The sequence below is a fragment of the Aerococcus urinae genome (assembly GCF_001543175.1).
Lineage (GTDB): Bacteria > Bacillota > Bacilli > Lactobacillales > Aerococcaceae > Aerococcus > Aerococcus urinae.
Map to the genome: position 1 here is coordinate 545,076 of NZ_CP014161.1, position 25,557 is coordinate 570,632.

Genomic DNA, 25,557 nt, shown 5'->3' on the forward strand with positions numbered 1-25,557 from the left:
CAAGCTGTATTTTAATTTAACAATCATCGCTTAAGTCTTAAAAGCTAAAGGAGAATTTTATGTCATTTAAAGAATACCAGTTCCAGCCTTTTATTGAGGCGGCCTTAGAGAAATTAGCCTTTAAAGAACCTACCCCGATTCAAAAGAAAGTCATTCCCGTTATTCAAGCAGGAAAAAGCCTAGTTGCCCAAAGTCAAACAGGATCAGGCAAGTCCCATGCCTTCTTGCTTCCCTTAATCGACCAATTAAAACCGGCTAATTATACCCAATTAGTCATTACAGCACCGAGCCGGGAATTAGCCGACCAATTGTATCAAACCGCCCAACAGCTGGTTAGTGAAAGTGATGTAGATTTTCATATTGAAAGAGCCTATGGGGGGACTGACACCAAGCGGCAAAAAGAACGCCTAGAAAACCAAGATCCCCAAGTGGTGATTGGAACTCCCGGTCGCTTATTAGACCTAGTGACTGAGGGATCGATCAATGTCCATAAAGTGGAACACTTTGTGGTGGATGAGGCTGATATGACTTTGGATATGGGCTTTTTGCATACGGTGGACCAAATCGCCAGTCGGATGCCAGATGATTTGAAGATTTACGTCTTTTCCGCCACCATCCCGGAGAAATTACGTCCCTTCCTTAGAAAGTACTTGGAACATCCGGAATGGATCCAAGTGGCCAACGAAAAGCTGATTTCTCCAACCATTACCAATATCTTACTCCCCTTAAGAGGGCGGTCCAAAGATGATCTGCTCAAGCAAGCCTTAACCATGGGTGAACCTTACTTGGTTCTTATCTTTGCTAATACCATCGAGGAAGTGGACCAACTCTATTTAAAACTCAAGCAATGGGGGCTATCGGTAGCTAAGTTGCACGGTGACCTGGATAGTCGCGAACGGCGGCGGGTCATGCGTCAAATCCAACACCTTGATTATCAATATGTGGTGGCTACGGATTTAGCTGCCCGTGGGATTGATATTGAAGGAGTTTCCCATGTGGTTAACTATGATATTCCTAAAGAGTTAGAATTCTTTATCCACCGGGTAGGCCGTACGGGACGGCAAGGAATGAAGGGCATTGCCTTGACCTTCTACCATCCTGACCAAGAAAAAGCGATTGGCTGGTTAGAAGATCGTGGGATCCACTTTGAGGTGAAAGACATTAAAAACGGTCAATGGGTTGAAGTTAAAGACCATAAGGAACGGCAGTTAAGAAAAGGCCGCCACCAAGAGGAAGCTGACCATGTCATTAGGGGAATGATAAACCGCAATAAGAAGAGAAAAGTTAAACCCGGTTATAAGAAAAAACTTGACCGTCAAATTAAATCTTATAAACGAGATAAATATAATAAAAAACAAAGGCAAGTCGCTCGACAAAAACGCAAGCAAAATAAAGAAAACAACCGTTAAAAAATGCGCTCATTGGAGCGCATTTTTTAGTCATCATTTTTATTAGAATGGTCAGGGTCATCTTTTTGGCCTCGCTTAGTCTCTTCTTCTTGTCTGTCTAAGTTTACCAAGTTCTTATCGTTTTTCACTTGATCTTTGTTGGCGTCCCATTGCTTAGGGTCAATCTTTACCACTTTAATCTGTTTGGTAAAGGCCCAGATGCGAACTAATGCAGTAAAGAGGATGATGTAAAAGGAAAAGGTCACCTGGTAGCCAAAGAGATGAACCAATTGGATAAGGACTAGAGGGAAGGTCATGGCCGTTAAGGCAAAATTATAGCGCTTGCCGAGGGTCAATTGCAATTTACGGGTAATGGCCATGGGTGCCATAAATAAGGCAATTACTAGGGCTAATAGACTTACCTGTAAGCTATTAAATAGAAAAATCCCTAAAAAGACTAAGAGATAGACCCAAGGTTGGAATTGTGTCAGGCTTTGGATGATTTGCTTTTGCCCTTGGCTATCTAAGTCCGTGCTAAAGTCAGCATAAGGAAAGCTTTGTTGCTGACCCATAAAGGAGAATGTGATATTTTTCGGGTTGGTATAAATGGTTAGGGCTGATGAATCGATTTTTTTAAGGTCTTCTTGACTGATTTGGTCCTTGGGGTTATAGACATAGTTTAAGAAATCAGTCTTATTGATAAAGGCCTGGTCCTTTTCACTGACTAGTTGGTTATTTTCAATTGTAAAATCGGGTATGGATTGGATAATGCTGGCCCCATTGCCTCTCACCGTATGAAGTAGCTGGTAGCTGGGTTGGATAGCCGGTAGGGTCATCACTAGGCTCAATAATAAAACGTAGACTAATTTATGCTTCAAAGTCATATAAAAAGCCACAAGTGTATCTTTAAAGCGAAAGATACTATCAAAGAATAAACGTAAGGTTTTCAAAATTTTCCTCCTCATTAAACAGTCTTTGCATCAGTTTAGTATAGCAAAAAATTAACCGAGTCCGCTTAGAAAATCGCTTTTTTACTAATATTTAAAGACTCTAGCCTGGTTAAAAAGTTCTTACAAGCACCATTTTATCAATAAATAGGATAAAATAAACTATATTGAGTAAAGGAGGTGAAGTCAATGGCCTTATTTGATGATCTAGCAGGAAATTATGATAGCTGGTACCAAGGGGAAGTCGGGGCTTTTGTCGATCAGATTGAAGCAAAACTGGCTTTTTCATTAGTTAATGTTCATCCAGGCATGTCGGTCTTAGATGCAGGTTGCGGCACAGGCAATTATAGCGTCCGCCTGGCTCAAGCGGGGGCTCAAGTGCAAGCGATCGATATCTCTAGCCAAATGTTAAAAGAAGCAAAAAGGAAAGCGGAGGCGCTGGACCTGCCCATTACCTTTCAAAAAATGGATATGAATCACCTAGATTTCCCCAGGGAGAGGTTTGATCTGATTTTTTCCATGACCGCTATTGAATTTATTGAGGATTTAGAAGCCTTTATTGCTTCATGCTTTGACTTATTAAAGCCGGGTGGCTATCTTTTAATCGGTTCCATTACTCAGTCTGGAGACTGGGGGCAATACTATCAAGAGAAAAAAGACTCCATTTATAATTATGCCCATTTCCGAGATAGCCAAGACTTTATAAAATATTACCCTAAGCAGGTGCTTGGCTACCGCGAAGGCTTATATCTCCCTGTTCACCCTGATGTTGACCTTGATTTAGCCAGTCAGGAAGCCAAGTATGCTAAATCCGCCAGCCCCAGTTTCACCTGTGTGCTCTGGCAAAAAGCTGGTGAGAAATAATACTCATCAAGCAAAAAATGCATCCTTTCAAAATGATGATTGGATGCATTTTCTAATTGTATTATTTCCGTTTGCTTCGGTAAAGCGACCACAAAACAAGGACATGGGCTAAGGAAATAGCCACACCTAAGGATAATCCCTGGGGACGAAAACGGAGTTCTAATTGATTTTCTCCTTGAGGGATTTCTTTAATGACCATCATACTCCGGTCTAAAACCGGTTCCAAATTGACTTTTTTACCATTGACCTGGGCCCGCCAGCCTTCATTATAGGGGATGGTAAGGAGGAGAGCTTGGTCATGCGCTTTGCCTTCAAAGCTTCCTTTGATGTGGTTATCAGCAAAGTGGTCAATATGTAGTTTTTTATCCGCCACGCTATTTATCACTTGGTCGAAAGTTTGGTTAGCTAAGGAATAGAGGTTGAGCTGGGAAAGGTTGATATTATCCGCTTTTACCTCGATGGTAAAAATTCTTTCCCCCGGGCTGGATTGGTTGGCGATATTAAAGACTTGGGTGGAATTGTAACTTTTATCATAATTTAGCTTTTTGCCATCCAAGTAATAAGTCACATCCTCCTCCGATAAATCCCCTGGTACAGTCAAGTAGTAGGCTTGCTTGCTATCAATCTTTAGAGTAAAGTCGATAAAACTTTTACTTTCTAGGTTCGTCTTATGGTAGCTGGTATTAATCCGACTGGGGTCATCACTTTCTAGATTAGTTAAATCCATGCGCTTAAAGTCCCTGACCCGGAAGAAATCCAGATAGCTGTCCTTAGTAGCTCGACTGTCTTGATCATTGAGATAGGCCAAGAGTTTATCTTGGTTATCGATCGGTTGGTCAGGCTTCAAGTCCATTTGACTGATGGCTTCATCGACCAGAAAGCCGAGCGACAGGGCGTAAGGGTTCTTAAAAACCGAAAAACCTTGGACCTGGTCAACTAAAGGATAATGGTTAAAATCGGGGCGATGGCTAACTAAGCGGCGCTCATAGGCCTTATCTTCGACCTCTTTTTGGCTTTGGACTTGGCTATTGATCAGATATCTGACATTAAAGAGGCTATCGGTGACCAGGCTGCCATTCGAGTAATTGACTGAACCAGTGGTTGTCGGTTGGCCCAAAGCTTTAAAAAGTTCGGTGGTCGATCTTTCAATGGTTGAATTAAAATGGTCTAATCCATAGTAGGACAATTGCATGGGGTCATTTTTAGTCCGTTGAAAGGTCTTAGCAATGCGGTAGAAATCCTCGCCGGAATCGTCCTGCAAACGAGTTAAAAGCGGTTGACTGACTTCTAAATACTGGGCATAGCTGTCATAGTTAAGGTAAGAAATAGAGTTTAAGGTTAAAGCAGTATTGGTCATGCTCTCAATCAAAGCCAAGGCAGACAAGAGTAGCAAGGGAGCCATTTTCTTACTGGAATGACTGAGATAGTAAAGGCCAAAAAAACTAAACACAAAAGCTATCGTTGAGAAAAGTAGGGTATTAGGACTAATATAAGAAAAATCTTGGTAGTGTAAGGCCAAGGTTAGGGTGGATAATCCAACCAGGCACAGGGTCACAATGGCTGGCTGATTGCCTAGAGGCTCTACTTGCCTTAAAGTCCGATAAGCTAGGTAAAGGAGGAAAAAGGAAAAGACAAAAGAAAAACGGTAGGGGTACCAGATGGGATACTGAAAACCATGCCAAATTAAATTTAGGGCTTTAACATTCATGGATAAGAGTAAGAAAGCTAAGACCAAAAAGCTCATCAGTTTTTCCTGCCAGCTGAACCGCTTTTGCAGAAAAAACACCAGGGCCGCTAAAATAGCCAGGGAAGGGACAAAGAGATTAGGTAAACCCTCCGGCATTTGGTCGAAGTTAAAGGGACCGACCACCAGTTTGCTGATAACCTGCCAGAGTGGATAGGCAAAGGACCAGTCAAAATGAAGCTCTTGGTAGCTGCCTTTACTTTGAGCCAGGGCAAAGTAGGTCGGAATAAGGGTGAAAGCCGCTAGTCCGGCTGCTGCCAAAGAGGACAAAATAAAGCGCAGTCCTATAGTAAAATATTGCTTTAATGAGAATCTCGCTTGTTTAGTCTTCTTGGTAAATTGGGCGCCAAAGAGTTCATAAAGAAAGAAGGGCACAGCAAAAAGACAAACCATATAACCGATATAATAATTGGCTATCAATAAGAGAGCCAGGCTAATGATATAATAAGTGCTCCTTTTGTGGTGGATAAGGTCTAGGATGCCTAGGATGATTAAAGGCAAAAAAACCAGGCCATCTAACCACATGATATTGAGTTGGTTAGCGGAAAAATAGCCCATTAAACTATAGAAACAGGCAAAGCTGATGGTCAAGGGGCCGTGGTCGCCATAATTTTTGTAAAGTAGCCAGAGAAAACTGGTACTAGCAGCAGCGCTCTTGGCTAGGACCAGGCAGACACAGGCTATGGGGAGGGCTTTTTGGGGAAAGAGGAGGAGTAGGAGGTTAAAGGGACTCATTAAATAATAAGTCCAAGTTCCTACCATCTCTCCTCCCATTCCCTTTTGGAAAGAGTAGAAGATTTGCTGCCAATTGCCTAGCAGGGTCTCCCGGTAATATTGGAAGAAATCAATATATTGCTGGCCTAAGTCCACAGTTAAAATCGTCTGATTGCCAAAGGGAAAGATACCCTGAAACAGGTAAATAAAGACCAGGATTAAAACTGGGAGGCCTGCCGCTAATAAGAGCGACCGTTTAACTGCATTCATTTTGGAAAAATTCTTCATTAAAGACACCGTGCTAACTCCTTAAAGATGCTTGATTTCACCTTAGCTTAGCACAAATTAATTTATCAGAACATGGCCAGGTCAAGAGATCTTTCAAAGAATTTATAAAAGTCTACTTTCAGTCAGACAAAATCATAGAAATCGATTATAATGATAGGTGACTTGCTTTTTAGAAAGTGAGTGTTGGCACTTAATGACGATAAGAAAAAGAAAGTAGGTGAAGGCATGTCGCATGACTTTGATAAGTCAGCTAAGCACAAGGGGAGAGAAAAACAAGCCCAAGTTAATTCCAAAACTTTACGGCGGAAATCGCCCCATTGGCATAATTACTTGAATCGGCTAAACATTTTACTTTATATTGTATTTATTTTATTTGCTCTGCTTATCTTCCGCTTAGGCTACTTACAGGTTGTTAATGGTCAAGCCTTCCAAGAACTGGTCCATATGACTGAAAAGAATATGTCTGAAGAAAGTGTTCCTAGAGGTTATATTGTGGACCGTAACCATAAGATGTTGGTGGATAACGAGGGACTCCAAGCCATTAATTACACCCGAGGCCCCAATGTCACGGGGGAAGATATGGCCAAGACTGCCCGGAAATTAGCCAGTTTTATTCATTTGGATACTGGGGAAGTCACAGAGCGAGACCGAAAGGATTATTGGATTGCCAGCAATCAAGACCGCTTAAATGAGCGGATGTCAGAAGAAGACTTGCGGCTAAGGGATAGTGAACTGTACGAGAAGCAATTATCCTATGTCTCTGAAGAGGATATCAATTTTTCTGGGGATGATCTCGAAGCGGTTCTGATTTATAAGCGCATGAATGGGGCCTACGCCCTCACACCAACCTTGATTAAAAACAAGGATGTCTCCAATGAAGAAATTGCCCTGGTCAGTGAGCATAGTAATGAAATGCCTGGGGTCAATACCACCATGGATTGGCGTAGAGAATATCCACAAAAAGACTTACTCCGCTCAGTAATCGGTAGCGTGACTTCTGAAGAAGAGGGACTGCCGAGTGATAAGGCTGAATACTACCTGGCCCAAGGTTATGCCCGCAATGACCGGGTCGGTAAGTCTTACTTGGAAGCCATGCATGAAGATACCCTGCATGGTGCCAAGACCAAGTACGAAACTGAAATTAACCAAAGAGGCGAGGTCGTGAGAACCGACAAGGCTTATCCTGGCTCGATGGGCAATACCGTTCAACTGACCATTGATACTGATTTTCAAAAGAAAATTGAAGAAATTTTGGAGGGCTACCTGCACGGCTCAAGTACCGGTAAAAATAATTCCATCTATGTGGTAGCCAGTGACCCTAATAATGGGGAGATCCTGGCCATGGCTGGTAAATACCGGAACGAACATGGCGAAATCATTGACGATGCCCTGGGAACCATTAATTCATCCTTTACCATGGGATCTACCGTCAAAGGAGCCACAGTTGGGGCCGGTTACCATTATGGCGTTTTAAAACCGGGGCAAGAAAATATCTTTATTGACCAACCGCTTTACTTTACTGGGACACCAAGGAAGGCTTCCTGGTGGGCAGCCCACAATACTAGCCCCGTTCCTATTAATGATGTCATGGCTCTGGCAAGGTCTTCCAATGTCTATATGATCCGGACTGCCATGGCTATCGGGGGCTTACCCAATTATGAAGCAGGGATGTCCTTGGCTGGTTTAGATCCAGAAACGGGTAATAAGTTGCGTAATTTTTACCATCAATTTGGTTTAGGAAGCTCGACCGGCATTGACCTACAAAATGAAGTGACTGGTCTGGAAGGTGAAGGGGGTAACCCTGGTAACTATATTGACTTGGCTTTTGGTCAATATGATACCTATACGCCTATGCAATTGAACCAATATGTCGCAACTATCGCTAACGGTGGTAAACGCTATGCCAGCCATGTGCTTAAACAAGTGCTCAGAGAAAATGGTGAGCATGAGTCTGACACCCCTCAAGTGGTGTATCAAAACCAACCTAAATTGTTGAATGCCGTACAGTTAAGTCCAGAAGAACTGGGACGAATTCAACAAGGTTTCTGGTCAGCAGCCAACCATCCGCAAGGTCTCTCATATAATGAATTTAGAGGCTTCCCGGTGACTATTGCTGCTAAAACTGGTACGGCGGAAACAGGGACCGAAGGGATAATTAACTCAACCTTTGTTTCTTACGCGCCTTACGAACAACCTAAGATTGCCTTATCGGTAGTCATTCCAGAAATCAGTGCTTCGGCCTTTGATAAGACAGCAGAGGTTGTTGGTCACAAGGTCTTAGATGCCTATTACCATAAAAAATAATTCCAGGGCATTTTTATAAAAAGTTTGAAAAGCACTGAGAACTATGGTAGACTTTTAAGGTATGATTAAAAATCTATGATAAATTATTGATCTGATGGAGGGAAAATAATGCGTATTAACATTCTTTTAGAAAATACGGAACTTAAGGGCGAACGCATTTACTTAACAGAAAAAAATCGTCGTAACAACCCTGACCGTATTGAATTAAAAAAATATAGTCCAAAATTACGTAAAGTATGCTTATTTAGAGAAGTTAAAAAATAGAAATATTTCTATTGCTAAAAAGAGAATGTACCGATAGTCTTCAGACTATCACTCGATTTGCTGATATTCGTTGGAAGTTCTTATTCAGTTAAGGCTGAGATTGCTTTTAGAATGACATTTTCTTTTTAGACATTGATATAGTGAAAAGGGGCTGGAAAACTTTCCAGCCTCTTTTTAAAAAATTTCTAATCGAAATAGCTTGCAAAAGTCTGACCTGAGCTAGTTGAATTAACTAGGGAAGGCATCGAAAGTCTATCGCACATAATTCCTTCAATGAATATCAGGGCTTTTCTACTTTTAGCACACTTTCCTCCTTACAAGTCATTTTTTATGAAATCATTAAAAAAAGCCATACATATTGATGCTATGTAAGCGCTATGATAAAATTTATGTGAATTGAGATTCGGGGTGCCGGATGGCTGAGAATATACCCGTAGAACCTGATCAAGTTATTGCGTAGGGAAATCTATTCAACGGGAGAAGGCTACTGTCATCTTGAACTCAAGAGGATAGTGGCCTTTTTATGTTGTAGGAGGGAAAAATGAAAAAGATTATTAAACATTTTATAGAGCATCCCGAAGAAAAAGAAAATTTTAATGATATGGCTCTACTTTTATTTGAATATTTATATAAACATAATCAAGATTATCAGCAATTCTGTCAAAGAAGAGCTGTAGGGATAAGACAAGTACGTCATTGGAAGGACATCCCGGCAGTGTCAACCGACGCCTTTAAAAATGCATTTCTGAGTGCAACACCACATGAACAATGTTCGCGTATATTTATGACAAGCGGGACGACGACAGGAATCAGTGGAAAACACTATCATAAAGATCTAGAAATTTATGATTTGTCTGCCTTGTTAGGTTTCAAGCAGTATGTCACTGATAAATCTTTACCTACGGCAATTCTTTTTCCTAATGAAGAAGAGATGCCTAATTCTTCACTGGCTCACTATTTAGAAATATTGAAGGCTAATGGTCAGCCGGATTCCATGCATTTTATCACTGAGAAAGGCCTAGAAGTCGCTGCTTTAAAAGAATGGCTAATGGCGCATCAAAAGCAACCAGTAATTATTTTAGGAGCTAGCTATAGTTTCGTCCACTTGTTTGAAGCCTTAAGCCAAGGAGAAGTGCTTCCGATCCATCCGGATAGTCTATTATTTGATACTGGGGGGTTCAAAAATTTCTCTAAGGTTTATCAGCTAGATACTTTTTATCAAAAGCTACTTTCGGTTTTTCCGGTAAGAACAAATCCGGTGAATATGTATGGTATGACAGAATTATCCACAGAATATTATACCCAGTTTGCTTTTGATAAAGTGCTATTAAAACGAGGGCCGCATTGGATAAAATATAAAATCATTGACCCCGCGACGGGTCTAGAGGTTGAGCAAGGGAAACCAGGTTTACTCGTTCATATTGATTTAGCAAATATTAATTCTGTCCCTGCTATTCAAACAGGAGACTTAGCCATTGACCATGGATGTGGTTTTGAGTTATTGGGACGGGTAAAAAATGGAGAGCCTAAGGGCTGCTCGATAGCAGCTAAAGATTGGTTAGAGGGTCACCATGATTAATATAAACTGTGGCTATTTGCCGCCTATAGTAAATGATCTTGCTATTGAAAACCGTGAACTGATATTTGATTCAATTCGTATCCAAGTCCCAGCTCCTAATGTTGAACAGTTAAAAATAATGATAGAACGCATGAAAAACGATAGCTCTGAAATTAGTTTAACAGAGATCATAGCTGCTATAGATAAGGCGATCCTTTGTTTATTAGATCGCCAGAATTCCCTTAGAAAGAAATATGAAAAAATACTTCCTATTATTACCGGCTATGATTCAGAAATTCTACGCTTAGCTCTGACTAAATTTTTATTGAATTTTAGGAAACATGAACTCAGGCGCTGGCTAGCTGAAAATTTTGAAAATCCTAATATTTTAGAAGAATTTGTGCCCAGAATGCATGGGGGATATAGTCGCGCTTTTGCTCCACAAATGTGTGCGCATATATGGGCAGGGAATGTGCCTGCCTTACCATTATGGAGTTTAGTCGCTAATTTATTAGTGAAAGGAAAGCTGATTGGAAAAGTATCTTCTAGTGAACCGAGTTTTATTGGCTTATTTTGTCAATTGCTGATTCGAATTGAGCCTAAATTGGCTAATAAATTAGCCATCCTTTCCTGGCAGGGAGGAGATGAGGAGCGTGAACAAACCTTGATTGACTCGTCTGATTGTGTTCTTGCTTATGGAAATAATCAAACCATGGCAGCTATTCAAGCCAAGCTATCACCAGCAAGTCACTTTATTAGCTTTGGGAATAAATTGAGTTTTGGCGTGATTCATCATCAAGTATTAAATGCTGAAAAGGTAAATCATATCGTCCATGAAGCAGCTAAAGCGGTAGTTTATTATGATCAACAAGGATGCTATTCCCCTCAGATTTATTTTGTGGAAGGAGGAGGTCAAGTTTCTCCCAGAGAATTTGCCCTTATGTTAGCAGGAGAATTAAGAGCTTATGAAAAGCGTTATCCACTCAGAAAGTTATCGCTCGAAGAAGCTTACTTACGATCTCAGTGGCGCGAAAAAATCGAATGGCAGGGAGGGTGTGAGATCTTCCCAGCTCACCCTGAGAATTGGCTAGTGACTTATAGCCAAGCATTGACTTTTAGCCCTTCGCCATTGTCTCGCGTGATACAAGTGATTGCTGTAGATCAATGGGAGGATATTGATAATTTACTAGTGAATAAATTATCCATTTTACAGAGCGTAGGGGTAGCAGCTCCTACAGAAAGTTTATTTAAAATGGCTAACCATTGGGGAAAATTAGGGGTTACTCGCGTAACGAGTCTATCTGCGATGATGCAAGTGCATCCAGCTTGGAATTCTGATGGTTATTCCCTACTAAGAGAATTGGTTCGAATAGTAGATATTGACTCAGCTTCTCTTAGAGATTCTGAACGCTGGAATTCCTATAGAGATTAGAAAATGAAGGAGTGAGTAATTTGCTGGCTGGAAAAGTTGTTTTCATTAGTGGATCAAGTCGAGGAATTGGGGCTGCAATAGCAAAAGGATTTGCCAAAGCAGGCGCTAATGTCGTCATTAATTATCGCAAAAGTGAAGAACAAGCAAGAGCGGTGGCAGAATATTGTACCTCTCAAGGCGTTCAAGCTCTTCTCGCTAAGGGAGATGTTACAAAACAAGAAGGGGTTCATCAAGTTGTTAAAAAAGTATTAGATAATTTCGGTCGTCTTGACGTTTTAGTAAATAATGTCTTTTCTCCTTTTCAATTCGATGCCGAGAAAAGGAAGAAAGTTTGGCAGCTTTCTTGGGAAGACTATCAAAGGCAGCTGGAAGGGGGCTTAAAAGCAACTTGTCTACTCACCCAAGCGGTTTTAGACACTATGATGAAAAATAATTCAGGCAGTATCATTAATATGGTATCTAATTTGGTTGCTGATCCTGTTGTCCCCTATGCGGATTACATCACTACTAAGGCCGGCATTGTTGGTTATACGAAAAGCATGGCTAAGGACTTAGGTGTCTTTAATATTAGGGTGAATGGTGTAGCACCAGGTTTGGTCTATCCAACAGATTCAACTAAAACAACGAAAGAAATATTGAAAGAAAAGATTATTGAATCAACTCCTTTAGCTCGAATGGTTCAAGTCGATGATGTAGTTGGTCCAGTATTATTTTTAGCTTCAGATTGGAGTAGGATGATGACCGGTCAAATATTATACGTTGATGGTGGCTTAGTCATGCAGGGTTAAATTTTTGGCCGTGTAGGAGCAATATAAAAACACCTTGTGTGTAGTGGCCCCAAGTCTTGGATTAGGCATTCAAGGCTTGGGACTATTTTTATGGATAAATATTCCTTATCATTTACTAGCAGATTATACTACCAAAAATATCGCTAAGTGCTATTCAAACAAGATACAATCTTATCAACTTTCCTATGAAGAAGGAGAACGTTTAGCAGTATAATGAAAGCTACCAAGCTAAATTACCTTGTGGGGCCATAAAGAAGTCTTTTACATTTGATAGAATCACTTTTATTAAGGATAGAGTCGCTTTGACTTGGTCACCTGATCTTATCATCGACACCATGAAAAAATTTAATTGTAAAGCCCAAATATTTAACGTCATCTTGTCTATTGTGCTTTATCTGATTTACCTATTTATTGACAGCTTGTCGAGAAAAAGTATGGTAAAGTTAATAGGTAATTAGACTTAGTTGACACAGAAGGAGTTAAAATGCGAAGAAAAGCTTATATCACCTATGCTTTATTAGCTATTCAAATTATTATTTATCTCTTGATGGAAGTCACGGGATCGAGCCTCAGTATCTCAACCCTCCTGCATTTTGGCGCTAAGGAGAATGCTTTAATAGCAATCTATGGGCAATACTGGCGCTTAATTACGCCAATTTTTGTTCATATCGGTTTTTCTCATCTCTTATTCAATTCCATTACTCTCTGGTATTTAGGGAGTGAGGTGGAAGGGATTATTGGTTCCTGGCGCTTTTTGTTTATCTATCTTTATTCGGGAATTATGGGGAACTTATTTAGTTACCAATTCTCAACGAGCGTTTCAGCAGGAGCCAGTACGGCACTATTTGGCTTGTTTGCTTTCTTCTTAGCCATGCGCTATCTCAACCCTCATGACCGCTATTTTCAGGCCATGGGCTACCAATACCAGACCCTAATTATCTTGAATATTGTTATGAATTTGTTCATGGCCAATGTAGATATGTCAGGGCATATTGGGGGCATTATCGGTGGTTTCTTAGCCACCCTCATTATCACCAATAACCCTAAACACCGTCTAAGCAGTATCCTCTTATCAATTCTTGTTTATTCAGTGATTGCTGGTATAATTATTGCGAATCATGGGGCCTTTAATACCCTATTTATACATTAGGAGGCAAGTATGGCATTTATAGTTGGTATTGATTTAGGAGGAACAACCGCCAAGCTGGCTTTGTTTACTCCAGATCTTGAAAAAATCGATCAGTGGCAAATTCCTACGGATACGTCTGACCATGGGAGAAATATTGTTTCTAACCTGGCCAAAACCATCCAAGACCATGTTGAGGCGACCCATTTAGACCTAAGGGACTGTATGGGGATCGGTATGGGGTCTCCTGGCGCTATAAATCGCGAGGGGGGAACGGTTACTGGTGCCTATAATCTGGGTTGGGAGAATGAGATTGCAGTTGTTGACCAATTTCAAAATCGCTTAGGCCAGCTTCCCGTTTATATTGAAAATGATGCCAACGTGGCTGCTCTGGGTGAACTCGCCAAAGGAGCAGGAAGTAAGAGTCAAAATATGATCTTGGTTACCCTGGGAACGGGCGTGGGTGGCGGTATTATCTGCCAGGGTGAGCTCCTGCTAGGTCAAGGTTCTGCAGGGGAAATTGGCCATATGACTAGCGAAGTCGATGGCTACTTATGCACTTGCGGATCCAGAGGCTGTGTGGAAACCCTGGCTTCAGCGACAGGTATTCTTCGCCTCAGCAAGGACTATGCTAGGGACTCGCGCTTTGATTCTTCCTTAGCCAAGCAGCTTCGTGGAGGCCAAGAGGTGGACGTCAAAAGCATTGTTGATGCGGCTAAGATGGGCGATTTATTAGCTGAGAAGGTGATGGAACGGTCTCTGAAAGCCTTGGCGCTTTGTTTGAGCCAGTTAACCTGCATCTTTAACCCTGAACAGATTGTTTTGGGAGGGGGAGTAGCTAATGCCGGCCAGTATCTGATCGACAAAATGACACCTATTCTTAAAGAATATACTTACCGCCCTAATCTCCGGCAAGTCAAAATTTCTTTAGCCCAATTGGGTAATGATGCGGGAGTGATTGGTGCGGCCAATTTAGTTAGACAGAAAAGTAAGGAGTAATTTATGTTATTAGCACAAACAATTGGTGGTTTTACTTTAATTTATCTATTACTAGTCGTGGCCCTATTAGCTTTCTTGATTTATCAAGCTTATTTTTGGATCAAAAGAAAGCAATCAGCAAGTATGATTGACCAAGCAGATTTTCAAGTTACCATGCACCAAGCCCAAATTATTGATGTTAGGGAAGCCCAAGAATTCCGTTCATCCCATATCCTTGGTGCCCGTAATATTCCTTATAGTGAAGTTCGTCAAATGAAAAAAGCCCCTGGTCTCAACCGGTCACAAAAGATTTACCTCTATGACAATGGGGTAAATATTGCCACGCGGATGGCCTCAGTTTTAAAGAAGGAAGGCTATGAAGATATTTATATCTTAAAGGGTGGCTTCAATGAATGGGAAGGTAAAACTAAAGGAACGGCTGACTAATGGCTGAACTTTTCTATAAAGATCCTGATTTATCCACGTCAGAAATTGCCCAAAAATTATTAGGCTGTCGCCTAAGAAGGAAATCCTCTGATGGAGTGACTAGTGGCATTATTGTTGAAACGGAAGCTTATCTGGGGGAAAGTGACCAAGCAGCCCATGTTTATGGTGGCAAGCGGACCGCCAGTTTAGAAGCCTTTTACCAGGAGGCGGGGATTTTTTATATCTATAATATTCACGGCCATTGGTGTGTGAATATGATTACCCAAAGTAAAGATGAACCCCAAGGGGTATTGATCCGGGCCTTGGAACCTGTGGAAGGCATTGATTTGATGAAGAGTCGGCGCAAACAAGACCAGCGCAGGCTCTTAACCAATGGGCCGGGCAAATTATCTCAAGCTTTAGGGGTTGAAAAGGAAGTCGACTACGGAACGTCGGTTTTACAGTACCCCTTGACCATTGACTTTCATGAGCCTAAAGCCGTAGCAGAGATTGCGCAAGGTCCTCGTATCGGTATTCCCAATAAGGGCGAGTGGACCCATAAGCCGCTACGTTTTTACGTTAAAGGCAATCCCTATGTTTCCTCGCCCAAGGGGAGGACTCAGGCAGACCATGGTTGGTTAGCCTAGACCTTGAAATTAAATTGCTTTTTCCTAGCTTTCTTGTTAAACTAGATTGAAAATAAGTAAAGGTAATGCGTAAGAGGTTGTTTTTGAATCAGTGAAGCGAGTGGCGTTTGGTGAGAGGCCATCAAGAGAAAAAAGCATGGTTGCTTACAAACTGAACTGTCCGGTCGATGCCGTTATCATCCAGTCATAAATATAGGTGGCACCGTGCACTTAGCGCCCTATCTTCCCTAATCAGGAAGCTAGGGCTTTTTTACTTATTTCTAATAAACTTAAGAAATCATTCCATAAAGAGAGGTGCTTTTTAGTGCAAGAAATTGATATGCCCAAAAAATATAATCCTAATGAGGTAGAAATAGGCCGTTATGACCAATGGCTCGATGAAAAAGTCTTTGAACCCAATGGAGATGCTTCAGTCGAAGCCTATTCCGTGGTGATTCCTCCACCCAATGTTACTGGTAAACTCCACCTCGGCCATGCCTGGGACGTGACCCTTCAAGACATGATCGTCCGCCAAAAACGCATGCAAGGCTATGATACCTTGTGGTTACCTGGGATGGACCATGCGGGGATTGCTACCCAAGCCAAGGTTGAAGAAAAGTTACGTAAAGAGGAGAATCTCTCCCGTTATGACTTAGGACGAGAAAAATTCATCGACAAAACCTGGGAATGGAAAGAGGAATATGCCCAAACCATTCGTAACCAATGGGCCAAAATGGGGATTTCTGTGGACTATAAGCGGGAACGTTTTACCCTAGATGATGGCTTATCAGAAGCAGTACGTAAAGTTTTTGTGACCTTGTATGAAAAGGGGCTTATATACCGGGGTGAGTACATTATTAATTGGGACCCCGTCTTCCAAACCGCCTTATCAGATATTGAAGTGGTCTACAAAGATGACAAGGGAGCTTTCTATCATTTGGAATACCCTCTGGCTGATGGGTCAGGCTCCTTGCGCCTAGCTACTACCCGTCCAGAAACCCTGTTAGGGGACACAGCCGTTGCGGTCCACCCTGATGATGAACGCTACCAAGACTACATCGGTAAGACCGTTATCCTACCAATTGTGGGTAGAGAAATTCCTGTGATTAGTGATGACTATGTCGACCGTGACTTTGGTACTGGTGTGGTTAAAATCACCCCAGCCCATGATCCCAATGACTTTGCAGTGGGCAACCGCCACAATTTAGAGCGGATTAACGTCATGAATGATGACGGTACAATGAACGAAAATGCCGGCAAGTACCAAGGCATGACCCGGGATGAATGCCGTCAAGCCATTGTTGAAGACTTAAAAGCTGATGGTAGCTTGGTAGACATTGAAGAGATTGTCCATAGTGTGGGTCATTCCGAACGCTCTGACGCTGTAGTGGAACCCCGGCTTTCGACCCAATGGTTTGTGAAGATGGCTCCCTTAGCTAAGCAAGCCCTAGACAATCAAAATACCGAAAACCGTGTCGACTTTTACCCACCACGTTTCGAGCAAACCTTTGTTTCCTGGATGGAAAATGTTCATGACTGGGTGATTTCCCGCCAACTCTGGTGGGGACACCAAATTCCTGCTTGGTACCATAAGGATAGTGGGGAAGTCTATGTTGGGATGGAAGCTCCTGAGGATGAAGAAAATTGGGTGCAAGATCCTGATGTCTTAGATACCTGGTTTTCAAGTGCTCTCTGGCCATTCTCTACCATGGGTTGGCCAGATGAAGAGGCTAGCGACTATAAGCGTTACTTCCCAACAGATACCTTGGTAACCGGTTATGATATTATTTTCTTCTGGGTCAGTCGGATGATCTTCCAATCATTAGAATTTACCGGAGAACGTCCTTTTAAAAATGTTCTCATCCACGGTTTGATTCGCGACTCCCAAGGGCGAAAAATGTCTAAGTCACTGGGCAACGGAGTGGACCCCATGGACGTTGTTGATCAATATGGGGCTGACGCTTTACGCTGGTTCTTAGCTACAGGGTCAACGCCAGGCCAAGATATCCGCTACTATCCAGAAAAATTGGAAGCTGCATGGAACTTTATCAATAAAATTTGGAATGCTTCCCGCTATGCCTTGATGAACTTGGATGGAATGACCTATGATGACATTGATCTAAGTAACGTCACTTCCATTGTTGACCAGTGGATTTTGACCCGCTTAAATGAAACCATTGCCAAGGTGACTGACCGTTTTGATGCCTTTGAATTTGGTGAAGCTGGCCGGGCCCTCTATCACTTTATTTGGAATGACTTCTGCGACTGGTATATTGAAATGAGTAAAGAAGTCCTACAAGGTGATGATGAAGAGGCCAAACATACGACACGGAGTGTGCTCAGCTATGTCCTTGAACAAATGCTAGCTTTACTCCACCCCATTATGCCTTTTGTTACCGAAGAAATTTGGCAACATATTCCTCACCAAGGCAATTCTATTGTGACGGCTAAGTACCCTGAAGTCGATGAAAGTCAAATCCACCAAGAAGCTGCTCGCCATATGGAGGCTTTGATTTCCTTTATTCGAGCTATCCGTACGGCACGGAATGAAAACAATGTCGCACCTTCCAAACCGATTGCCATTCATGTCAAAGCTAATTCCCAAGAGATTTTGACCATGTTAGAGGAAAACAAAGAATATATTAATCGCTTTGCTAATCCAAGTGAATTAGAAATGGCCCTGGATACGGAAGTCCCTGACCAAGCCATGACCCTATTCTTTAGTGATGGTGAAATTTACCTGCCTTTAGCTGGTTTTATTGACATCGATGAAGAAATTCAACGCTTAGAAGCTGAACTAGACAAATGGGCTAGTGAAGTTGAACGGGTAGAGAAGAAATTAGCCAACCAAGGCTTTGTGAATAATGCTCCCGCTGATCTGGTAGAGAAAGAGCGTCAAAAAGGCCAGGATTACCAACAAAAATACCAAGCCACTAAAGAACGTTTAGCTGATTTAAAAGCTACGAATTAGTGGATGAATTTGTATTCTTTATTGATTTACTGTTGATGATTAATTATTTACCAGTTTTGATCTCTAAATAGTTTTGAGCAGTAGTGGCGCTTTTAATTTGGTTGTTAGCCATGAATAAGCAAGCGATGTGAAATACGGATAGTAGGCATTAGCCGTACTATCCGTTTGAAGCTCGCTAGGCGAGAGACCTTGTGCTCGAGCCGGTGCCATGGCTCTTCAACTACCAAATCCAAAAGCAGAACGAAGGCTCATCAATAGTAAAAATAAAAGAAGCTAAGGATGTTTTAATTTATAAGAAGAGGCTAGGGTTAAAGTCCTAGCCTTTTTAATTTATGTCGCACTCTTTTCTTTTTTATAAATTTTACTTAATTTTGTTAACAGGGGCTCTGCCTATATTGACAAGCTTTTAACAATGGCCTAGGATGTAATTACTACTTAAATGTTATTAATAAAATCTGTTGTTGACAGATAGCGCCTGACTGATTAAAGCGATTTTTTCAGTGACGAGGACTAGGTTTATCGAAGATTCGGCGGGTGGCCTAGGGGTTGCACAATCCATAGAAAAGCACAAAAATCATTTTTAGCAAATGAAACAAAATCCTTTTCTCGTGCTTAAGTAGTTAATATCAGTGTGCCCATTAAGTGATGGGTATTTTTAGGAGGAAACTATTTATGTGTGGAATTGTAGGATTTATTGGCGAAATGCGGGCTCAAGAGGTGCTTTTGAAGGGCTTAGAACGCCTAGAATACCGGGGCTATGACTCAGCGGGAATTTATGTGGTCGATGAAGAGGACCAAGGACACCTCTTTAAAGTCAAAGGGCGGATTGCTCAATTACGCGAAGAAGTCGATCTGTCTATCCCGGCTCATTTAGGGATAGGTCATACACGCTGGGCCACCCATGGGGTGCCATCAGTCCCTAACGCCCATCCTCATTTATCCCACGATGGCCGCTTTGCCTTGGTTCATAATGGGGTGATTGAAAACTACCAAGCCTTAAAAAATGACTATTTAGCCGATGTTGAATTTTATTCGGATACCGATACCGAAGTTGTCGTGGAATTGCTTGCTAAATTTAGCCGGGAAGAAGACCTTGATGCGATTAGCGCCCTAAGAAAAACTGTCGGTCTTTTGGAAGGGTCCTATGCTTTAGGTTTGATTGATACTGAAGATCCTGACCATCTTTATGCAGCTAAGAATAAGAGCCCGCTCTTAATTGGCAAAGGACAAGGTTATAATACCATCGCTTCTGATGCCATGGCTTCGATTGCCTATACTGACCAATATATTGAAATTCATGATGGTGAATTAGTCACCCTAAGTAAAGACCAAGTTAAAATTGAGAATTTAGCGGGTGAAGTCGTAAGCAGAGAGCCTTATACTGCTAGTTTGGACGCTGACGATTTAGAAAAAGGCACCTTTGATTACTACATGGAGAAAGAAATTGTTGAACAACCAGCAGCTATCCGTAAGATTATTCAAGCCTATGAAGATGACAAGGGGCAATTAAGTATCGACCATGACTTGCTGGAAACCATTACTGCTAGTGACCGTATCTTTATTGTAGCTGCTGGGACCAGTATGCATGCTGGCTTAGTTGGTAAAGTGCTTCTGGAGAGAATTGCTAAGGTTCCTACAGAGGTCCATGTGGCTTCGGAATTTTCTTATAATCCGCCGCTTTTACCTGAGAAACCTTTCTTTATTTACTTAACCCAATCAGGGGAAACAGCGGATAGTCGCCAAGTCCTAGTCCAAACCAATGCCCAAGCTTATCCTTCCTTAACCATTACCAATGTGCCAGGATCCACCTTATCACGGGAGGCTGACTATACTTTACTCTTGCATGTTGGCCCTGAAATTGCGGTGGCTTCCACCAAGGCCTATACTGGACAAATAACAGTTTTAGCAATTATTGCTGATCAAATTGCCCGTAAGAAGGGCTTGGACCTTCCCTTTGACTTAAAACATGAATTATCAATTGCTGCCCAAGCCATGGATGAAGTGGTTGGACAAGCGGATTATTTCCATCAATTGGCAACCGATTACTTTAAAGACCAAAGATCAGCCTTTTATATTGGTCGTGGCCTAGATTATGCGGTTTCTGTTGAAGCGGCTTTGAAATTAAAAGAGGTCTCTTATATTCAAACAGAAGGTTTTGCTTCTGGAGAATTAAAACATGGTACCATTTCATTGATCGAAGATGGCGTCCCTGTTGTGGCGATCATTAGCCAAGCCAACACCGCCCTGTTAACTCGTGGTAATGTGGAAGAGACTCGCTCACGTGGCGCCCATAATTTAATTATTGCTATGGAAGGACTAGACCAAGAAGGGGACCAAATTGTCCTGCCTCATGTGCATGATTTGTTAACGCCATTGATTACAGTCATCCCCGCGCAACTCCTCGCTTACTATGCGACCATTGATCGCGGCTTAGATGTCGATAAACCCAGAAACCTGGCTAAATCGGTAACAGTAGAATAGACATAGCTAACTTATAAAAGAAATCATAAAAAGAAGATCAGGATTTTAAGGATTCTGATCTTTTTATGTTTTTAACTCTTCGCTGTTTGATGAATTCAATGGGGCTTCGCGGCTATATAGGGTGGAGGTGGCTTAGATATGGATAGTAAAAAAACATGTATTCCTATTAAAACCTTGCCCGAATCGGCTAGACCGCGGGAGCGTTTAATGGAATATGGGGCCAATAGTTTGCCAACTTATGAATTGCTGGCTATTATTTTACGATCAGGGGGCAAATATGGGTCAGCCATCCAGTTAGCCCATAAACTCTTGAACCATTTTGAAGACTTATATCAATTGAAAATGGCTGCTACGGAAGAATTACTGGCCATTGAAGGCATTGGTAGGGCTAAGGCAGTGGAACTCCAGGCTATTTTTGAGTTCTCCAAGCGTTTACACCAAGCTCGGTTAATAAAATTGGGAACCATTCATTCAAGTCAGGAAGCAGGGGACTATTATCTCAGTGAATTGGCGGATAGCCATCAGGAGAAGGTCTTGGTTTTTTACTTAAATACTAAAAATGAAGTGATCAAAAAACAGATTATCTTTATCGGCGGCTTAAATATGTCGGTGGCCCATCCTCGGGAAATCTATAAAGAGGCGATCAGGGTATCGGCGGCCCGGATCATGGTAGGTCACAATCACCCTTCAGGAAATCCAGAACCCTCCCCAGAAGATATCGAATTCACTCGCCGATTAAAGGAAGCAGGAAAAATAATCGGGATTGAACTTTTGGACCATTTAGTGGTGGGGCATAGCTCTTTTATCAGTTTAAGAGAACAAAATTTGCTGTGATACAAGCAGCTTTGGCTAAATCTTACGATATTAAAAGCCCTCTTGCCGAGAGCAAAGAGGATTAGTTTTCATGATGGTTATTTTTTTCTTGGTAATGTTTACTGATGGAGCAGACAATACTTAAGAGGATCAGTCCGACCACTAGTGAGACTTGATCTTGTCTGAAGAAAATGGCGGCTGGAATCGCCGCAATAAGGAGCAAGGCTCCCCAGAGGACCAAGCTTTTCTTAACTTTTGTGATTAATTGGGTCAAACAGGCCAGAAATCCTAGGTAAACCAGCCAATAGCTTAGGCTAAATGCGGTAAGAAAAGTCGAAAAATTTAAATATTCTAACAGGTTATTCATTAACAATAATTGCCCGGAATAGACGATGATAGGTAGATAAGGGCTCCACTGCTGGCTGATCATATGGCTATGAGTTAAAAGCCAGATAAGAATACTTAGAACTAGGGCCAACCAACCAAAAGAAAAAGCCAGTAAAAAAATGATTATAAAGCATAGACATTCGATGAAGAGTAAAGCCTTAGCCTGGCCGATCAGGGAATGCTTTTCACCAAAGCTAAAGAGTAAAAAGAGTTCCTGGGTAAGCCATTGAAAGATAAAAGCCAGGCCTAGGCCGTAAAAATTGATGATTTCGGTTGACCCGATGGCTTTTAATCCAGGAAGGAAGGCTAATAAAAGCAAAGAAAATTGAAAACAAAAATTCGACCAAGAAAAGGACTGCTGGAAGCTTTTTAACAGGGATTTCACTCTATTCATACTAGGATCTCCTCTCGACAAGAAATAATTTTGGGGGGAGGTGTTTTTGGTTAAGGAATTCAAAGTGACTAGCGCTATACTTATCCTGGTTGATTTGACTGAGGTAGTCCTGAATGGCTTGAGCTTCTTCTCTTCCTCCAGGATGGCCCAAGTAGGCCGCTACTAAGAGGATTCCCTCGGGTTTTAACCGTGAAAGACTAGCCTCGATAGCCGGGATTGTCGACTCGGGCTTGGTAATAATGCTTTTATCTCCCTTAGGGAGGTAACCCAAGTTAAAAATAACCAGGTCCAAGTAGTCATCAGCCTTAAGATACTGAGAAATTTTAGCGTGAGAGTCATGGTAAAGACTCACCTGCTTTTGACAGTGGTGTTTTTCTAATAAAGCTTCAGTGTTTTCAATGGCTTGTTCTTGGAGGTCAAAGCCATAAACCTGGCCTGACTGGCCGACGATTTGAGCTAAGAGTAAGGTGTCATGGCCATTGCCGATAGTGGCATCTAAGGCGGTCATGCCGGTTTGTAAATGTCCTTTGATAATGTGATGGCTGACTTCGATCACATTTTTAAACATAAATTTTCCTCGCATTCTATCGAATTGCTTCTATTATACGCTAGCAATGTTACAAAATTATTACGAATATTAAGAATCCCCTCTTTTGTTAAAAGGCATTTTTTTCCTTGCAATTTATACTATAATTATTAATGAGTAATTCTAGATAATGAGAGGGGATTTCTAATATTATGACAGGTCATCAAGAAAAGTCCAAGAAACTTATTAAGACCAGTGCGGTTTTATTGAGCTCCGTAGTTGCTATTGCTGGGGCAGATGCATTGGCAAACTATACACCCGTCCAAGCAACGACTTTGGCACCCACTAGCAATAATTTTCTTAATAAAATTTTACCTTACGCCTATGACTTAGCCAATCAAAATGACCTTTATGCTTCCGTGATGATGGCACAAGCTGCCTTAGAATCAGGCTGGGGATCTAGTCGCTTATCTCAAGCACCCTATAATAATCTCTTTGGTATCAAGGGAAATTATAAAGGAAAAACGGCTAATTTTAACACCCTAGAGGATGATGGTCGCGGAAATTATTATCAAATTAATGATGGCTTTCGGATGTATCCATCTTACCGGGAATCCCTCATCGATTATGTTGGCGTATTAAAGAATGGGACTTCCTGGAACCCTAATTTCTATAGCGGGGCCTGGAAGAGCAAGACTAATTCCTATAAGGATGCCACGGCTTGGTTAACCGGTCGCTATGCAACCGATACTTCCTATGGCAGTAAATTAAATAGCATTATCGCTAAGAATAATTTAAGCCAATACGATACGCCAGGGAAAACCATTAGTAACAATCAAAGAAATTCCAGCCAAGTAAGCACGCCTACAGCTCAACCTGGGGGACGGTCCTATGTAGTGAAACCTGGTGACGGTCTATGGACAGTAGCTCGCCAACTCGGAACCAGTATTGAGGCAGTCAAACAAGCTAACGGCCTCAGTTCCAACCTGATATACCCTGGTCAAGTCCTTTACGCCGGGGCAAGCTCATCCAGTCCAGCTAAGGCAAATACGAGCTCACCAGTAAGGACTTCTAGCCCTGCTGCTAAGCCCGCTCAGTCTGCAAAACAATCCTATCGGGTCCAGGCTGGGGATGGTTTGTGGACGGTTGCTAAGAACTTGGGAACGACCATTGAAGCAGTTAAAGCTGCTAATGGCTTAACTTCTAACTTTATCTACCCTGGTCAGGTTCTCTATGCTCCTGGACAAAAACAAAACTCAGCTAGCCCAGCAGGCACAACTACCAATCAGCAATCTCAAGGTCAAAGCCATGCAGGCTACAAGTCTTACACCGTCCAAGCTGGGGACGGCTTGTGGACAGTGGCACGGCACTTGGGTATGACTGTGGATACTTTAAAGGCTAAGTATGGCTTAACTTCGAATTTCATTTATCCTGGTCAAGTCTTTACTAACCAAACTAGCCAAGGCAGTCATAAGCCATCTAACAATAGCCCAGCTGCCAATAACCCAAGACCAAGTCATAATGGTAGTCAGGCAGGGGTCTACCAAGTCCAAGCTGGGGACACCCTCTACCGCATTGCCCGTAACCAAGGCCTGACTGTGAATCAGTTAAAAGAAATGAACGGCTTAACTTCTAATGCGATTTATGTAGGGCAAAAATTGAATTTAGCGGCTAAAGCTGCTTATCAACCCACAGCTAAATCAGGAGTAAGTGCTAGTCAAGAAATTACTGCACCAACCCCTAGTCAAAGGCCAGCCAGCCCTAAGCCAGTCAGTCAAGTTCAAGCGGCCAATACTTATCAAATTAAGGCCGGCGATAACTTATATCGAATTGCACTTAACCATGGGGTGTCCTTAAACCAATTACTGGCAGCCAATCAATTAAAGGCCAACTCATTGATTTTACCTGGTCAACAATTGGTTATTCCACAATAAAATATAAAAATATTTGAAAAGTCTGACCACTGTCTCTAAGTCATCGCTGACCTAGCCAGTTTGGTCAGGCTTTTTTAATCATTGGCTTTTATTTTTCCTAGCTAGGCTTTTTGTCAACTGGGTCTGCTTTTGCTAAAATAAAAGAAATACTTAAAATATAAGGGAGAAGAGTGGTGGCTAATGGAAGAAAAGCAAAATCAGAAAAGAAGGTTTCAAGTGGGCGATACTTTTTCCACAACGGAATCTTTTCGTGAACGCGATATCATGCTCTACATGGGGGTAACGGATGATCATAATCCGCTTTATTTACCTGGTAGGGAGGGGGCCCAGATTCCGCCCATTGCTCTGATTGGAGCTGTAACACGGACAGTTTCAGGTCAATTCCCTGGTCCTAATTCAGACCTGGTGGAATTGAATTTTACGATTAATAATCCCATCTATCATCATGTGACCCTGACCTTTCATTTTGAAATTTTAAGAGTTGATGAATTAAAGGGTTACCTCACTATTCATGTCATTACTAATAATGAAACGACGGGAGAAAAAAATGTGATGGATGCCATGATAACCGTTCTTCCCCAATATATGGACCATTAAGAGTGTA

20 protein-coding genes and 1 riboswitch are annotated in these 25,557 nt (G+C 41.8%); of the genes, 16 read left to right on the top strand and 4 right to left on the bottom strand.

Translation table 11 applies throughout. From position 1 onward, the window contains the following. Positions 1–59 precede the first annotated feature (59 nt). Entirely contained in the window at positions 60–1,409 is a 1,350-nt protein-coding gene (locus tag AWM73_RS02400; RefSeq protein ID WP_060777926.1) for a DEAD/DEAH box helicase, read from the top strand. A gap of 26 nt (positions 1,410–1,435) precedes the next feature. On the opposite strand, the gene AWM73_RS02405 is transcribed toward AWM73_RS02400, so the two are convergent. Continuing rightward, entirely contained in the window at positions 1,436–2,338 is a 903-nt protein-coding gene (locus tag AWM73_RS02405; RefSeq protein WP_060777927.1) for a DUF1189 family protein, read from the bottom strand. A gap of 177 nt (positions 2,339–2,515) precedes the next feature. Between AWM73_RS02405 and AWM73_RS02410 the strand changes: the two genes are divergently transcribed. Beyond that, positions 2,516–3,199 (top strand): class I SAM-dependent methyltransferase, encoded by a 684-nt coding sequence (locus AWM73_RS02410; RefSeq protein ID WP_286057900.1) that lies wholly within the window; start codon positions 2,516–2,518, stop codon positions 3,197–3,199. A 61-nt stretch (positions 3,200–3,260) separates the two neighbouring features. On the opposite strand, the gene AWM73_RS02415 is transcribed toward AWM73_RS02410, so the two are convergent. Continuing rightward, positions 3,261–5,945, bottom strand: a complete 2,685-nt coding sequence (locus AWM73_RS02415; protein WP_076340250.1) for a YfhO family protein — start codon at positions 5,943–5,945, stop codon at positions 3,261–3,263. A gap of 183 nt (positions 5,946–6,128) precedes the next feature. On the opposite strand from AWM73_RS02415, the gene AWM73_RS02420 reads away from it, so the two are divergent. The 12 genes from AWM73_RS02420 (at position 6,129) to radC (ending at position 21,733) form a co-directional block, all read left to right on the top strand. Continuing rightward, complete coding sequence (locus AWM73_RS02420) at positions 6,129–8,249, top strand: penicillin-binding transpeptidase domain-containing protein (RefSeq protein WP_060777930.1); 2,121 nt, start codon at positions 6,129–6,131, stop codon at positions 8,247–8,249. A gap of 108 nt (positions 8,250–8,357) precedes the next feature. Then, positions 8,358–8,513: a 50S ribosomal protein L33 gene (rpmG, locus tag AWM73_RS02425; protein WP_013670055.1), complete on the top strand. Its 156-nt coding sequence runs from the start codon at positions 8,358–8,360 to the stop codon at positions 8,511–8,513. A 394-nt stretch (positions 8,514–8,907) separates the two neighbouring features. Continuing rightward, positions 8,908–8,993, top strand: a riboswitch (TPP riboswitch). A gap of 61 nt (positions 8,994–9,054) precedes the next feature. Then, a complete protein-coding gene (locus AWM73_RS02430) occupies positions 9,055–10,092 on the top strand; it encodes a LuxE/PaaK family acyltransferase (protein WP_060777931.1) in 1,038 nt (345 codons plus the stop codon). Then, complete coding sequence (locus tag AWM73_RS02435) at positions 10,085–11,503, top strand: acyl-CoA reductase (protein WP_060777932.1); 1,419 nt, start codon at positions 10,085–10,087, stop codon at positions 11,501–11,503. Before AWM73_RS02430 ends, AWM73_RS02435 begins: the two co-directional genes overlap by 8 nt. Positions 11,504–11,523: 20 nt before the next feature. Beyond that, a complete protein-coding gene (locus AWM73_RS02440; protein WP_060777933.1) occupies positions 11,524–12,291 on the top strand; it encodes an SDR family oxidoreductase in 768 nt (255 codons plus the stop codon). A gap of 484 nt (positions 12,292–12,775) precedes the next feature. Beyond that, the gene (locus tag AWM73_RS02445; protein ID WP_060777934.1) at positions 12,776–13,441 is read left to right on the top strand and encodes a rhomboid family intramembrane serine protease; all 666 of its coding nucleotides are present in this window, start codon (positions 12,776–12,778) and stop codon (positions 13,439–13,441) included. Between the two features lie 9 nt (positions 13,442–13,450). Next, the gene (locus AWM73_RS02450) at positions 13,451–14,416 is read left to right on the top strand and encodes an ROK family glucokinase (RefSeq protein ID WP_060777935.1); all 966 of its coding nucleotides are present in this window, start codon (positions 13,451–13,453) and stop codon (positions 14,414–14,416) included. 3 nt (positions 14,417–14,419) lie between these two features. Further along, positions 14,420–14,842, top strand: coding sequence for a rhodanese-like domain-containing protein (locus tag AWM73_RS02455; RefSeq protein WP_060777936.1), 423 nt, complete (start codon positions 14,420–14,422; stop codon positions 14,840–14,842). Further along, positions 14,842–15,468: a DNA-3-methyladenine glycosylase gene (locus AWM73_RS02460; RefSeq protein ID WP_060777937.1), complete on the top strand. Its 627-nt coding sequence runs from the start codon at positions 14,842–14,844 to the stop codon at positions 15,466–15,468. The genes AWM73_RS02455 and AWM73_RS02460 overlap by 1 nt, the downstream gene beginning before the upstream one ends. A gap of 319 nt (positions 15,469–15,787) precedes the next feature. After that, the gene (locus tag AWM73_RS02465; protein WP_060779049.1) at positions 15,788–18,418 is read left to right on the top strand and encodes a valine--tRNA ligase; all 2,631 of its coding nucleotides are present in this window, start codon (positions 15,788–15,790) and stop codon (positions 18,416–18,418) included. Positions 18,419–19,090: 672 nt separating this feature from the next. Further along, positions 19,091–20,899, top strand: a complete 1,809-nt coding sequence (gene glmS, locus AWM73_RS02470; RefSeq protein ID WP_060777938.1) for a glutamine--fructose-6-phosphate transaminase (isomerizing) — start codon at positions 19,091–19,093, stop codon at positions 20,897–20,899. 138 nt (positions 20,900–21,037) lie between these two features. After that, the gene (gene radC, locus AWM73_RS02475; RefSeq protein WP_060777939.1) at positions 21,038–21,733 is read left to right on the top strand and encodes a RadC family protein; all 696 of its coding nucleotides are present in this window, start codon (positions 21,038–21,040) and stop codon (positions 21,731–21,733) included. Between the two features lie 61 nt (positions 21,734–21,794). Here radC and AWM73_RS02480 read toward each other — a convergent pair whose 3' ends face one another. Then, a complete protein-coding gene (locus tag AWM73_RS02480) occupies positions 21,795–22,493 on the bottom strand; it encodes a hypothetical protein (protein ID WP_060777940.1) in 699 nt (232 codons plus the stop codon). 1 nt (position 22,494) lies between these two features. Then, positions 22,495–23,061: a class I SAM-dependent methyltransferase gene (locus AWM73_RS02485; RefSeq protein WP_060777941.1), complete on the bottom strand. Its 567-nt coding sequence runs from the start codon at positions 23,059–23,061 to the stop codon at positions 22,495–22,497. 170 nt (positions 23,062–23,231) lie between these two features. On the opposite strand from AWM73_RS02485, the gene AWM73_RS02490 reads away from it, so the two are divergent. Continuing rightward, positions 23,232–24,953: a LysM peptidoglycan-binding domain-containing protein gene (locus tag AWM73_RS02490; RefSeq protein ID WP_060777942.1), complete on the top strand. Its 1,722-nt coding sequence runs from the start codon at positions 23,232–23,234 to the stop codon at positions 24,951–24,953. A gap of 180 nt (positions 24,954–25,133) precedes the next feature. Beyond that, on the top strand, positions 25,134–25,550 hold the full coding sequence (locus AWM73_RS02495; RefSeq protein ID WP_060777943.1) for a hotdog family protein: 417 nt from the start codon (positions 25,134–25,136) through the stop codon (positions 25,548–25,550). The last annotated feature ends 7 nt before the right edge of the window (positions 25,551–25,557 follow it).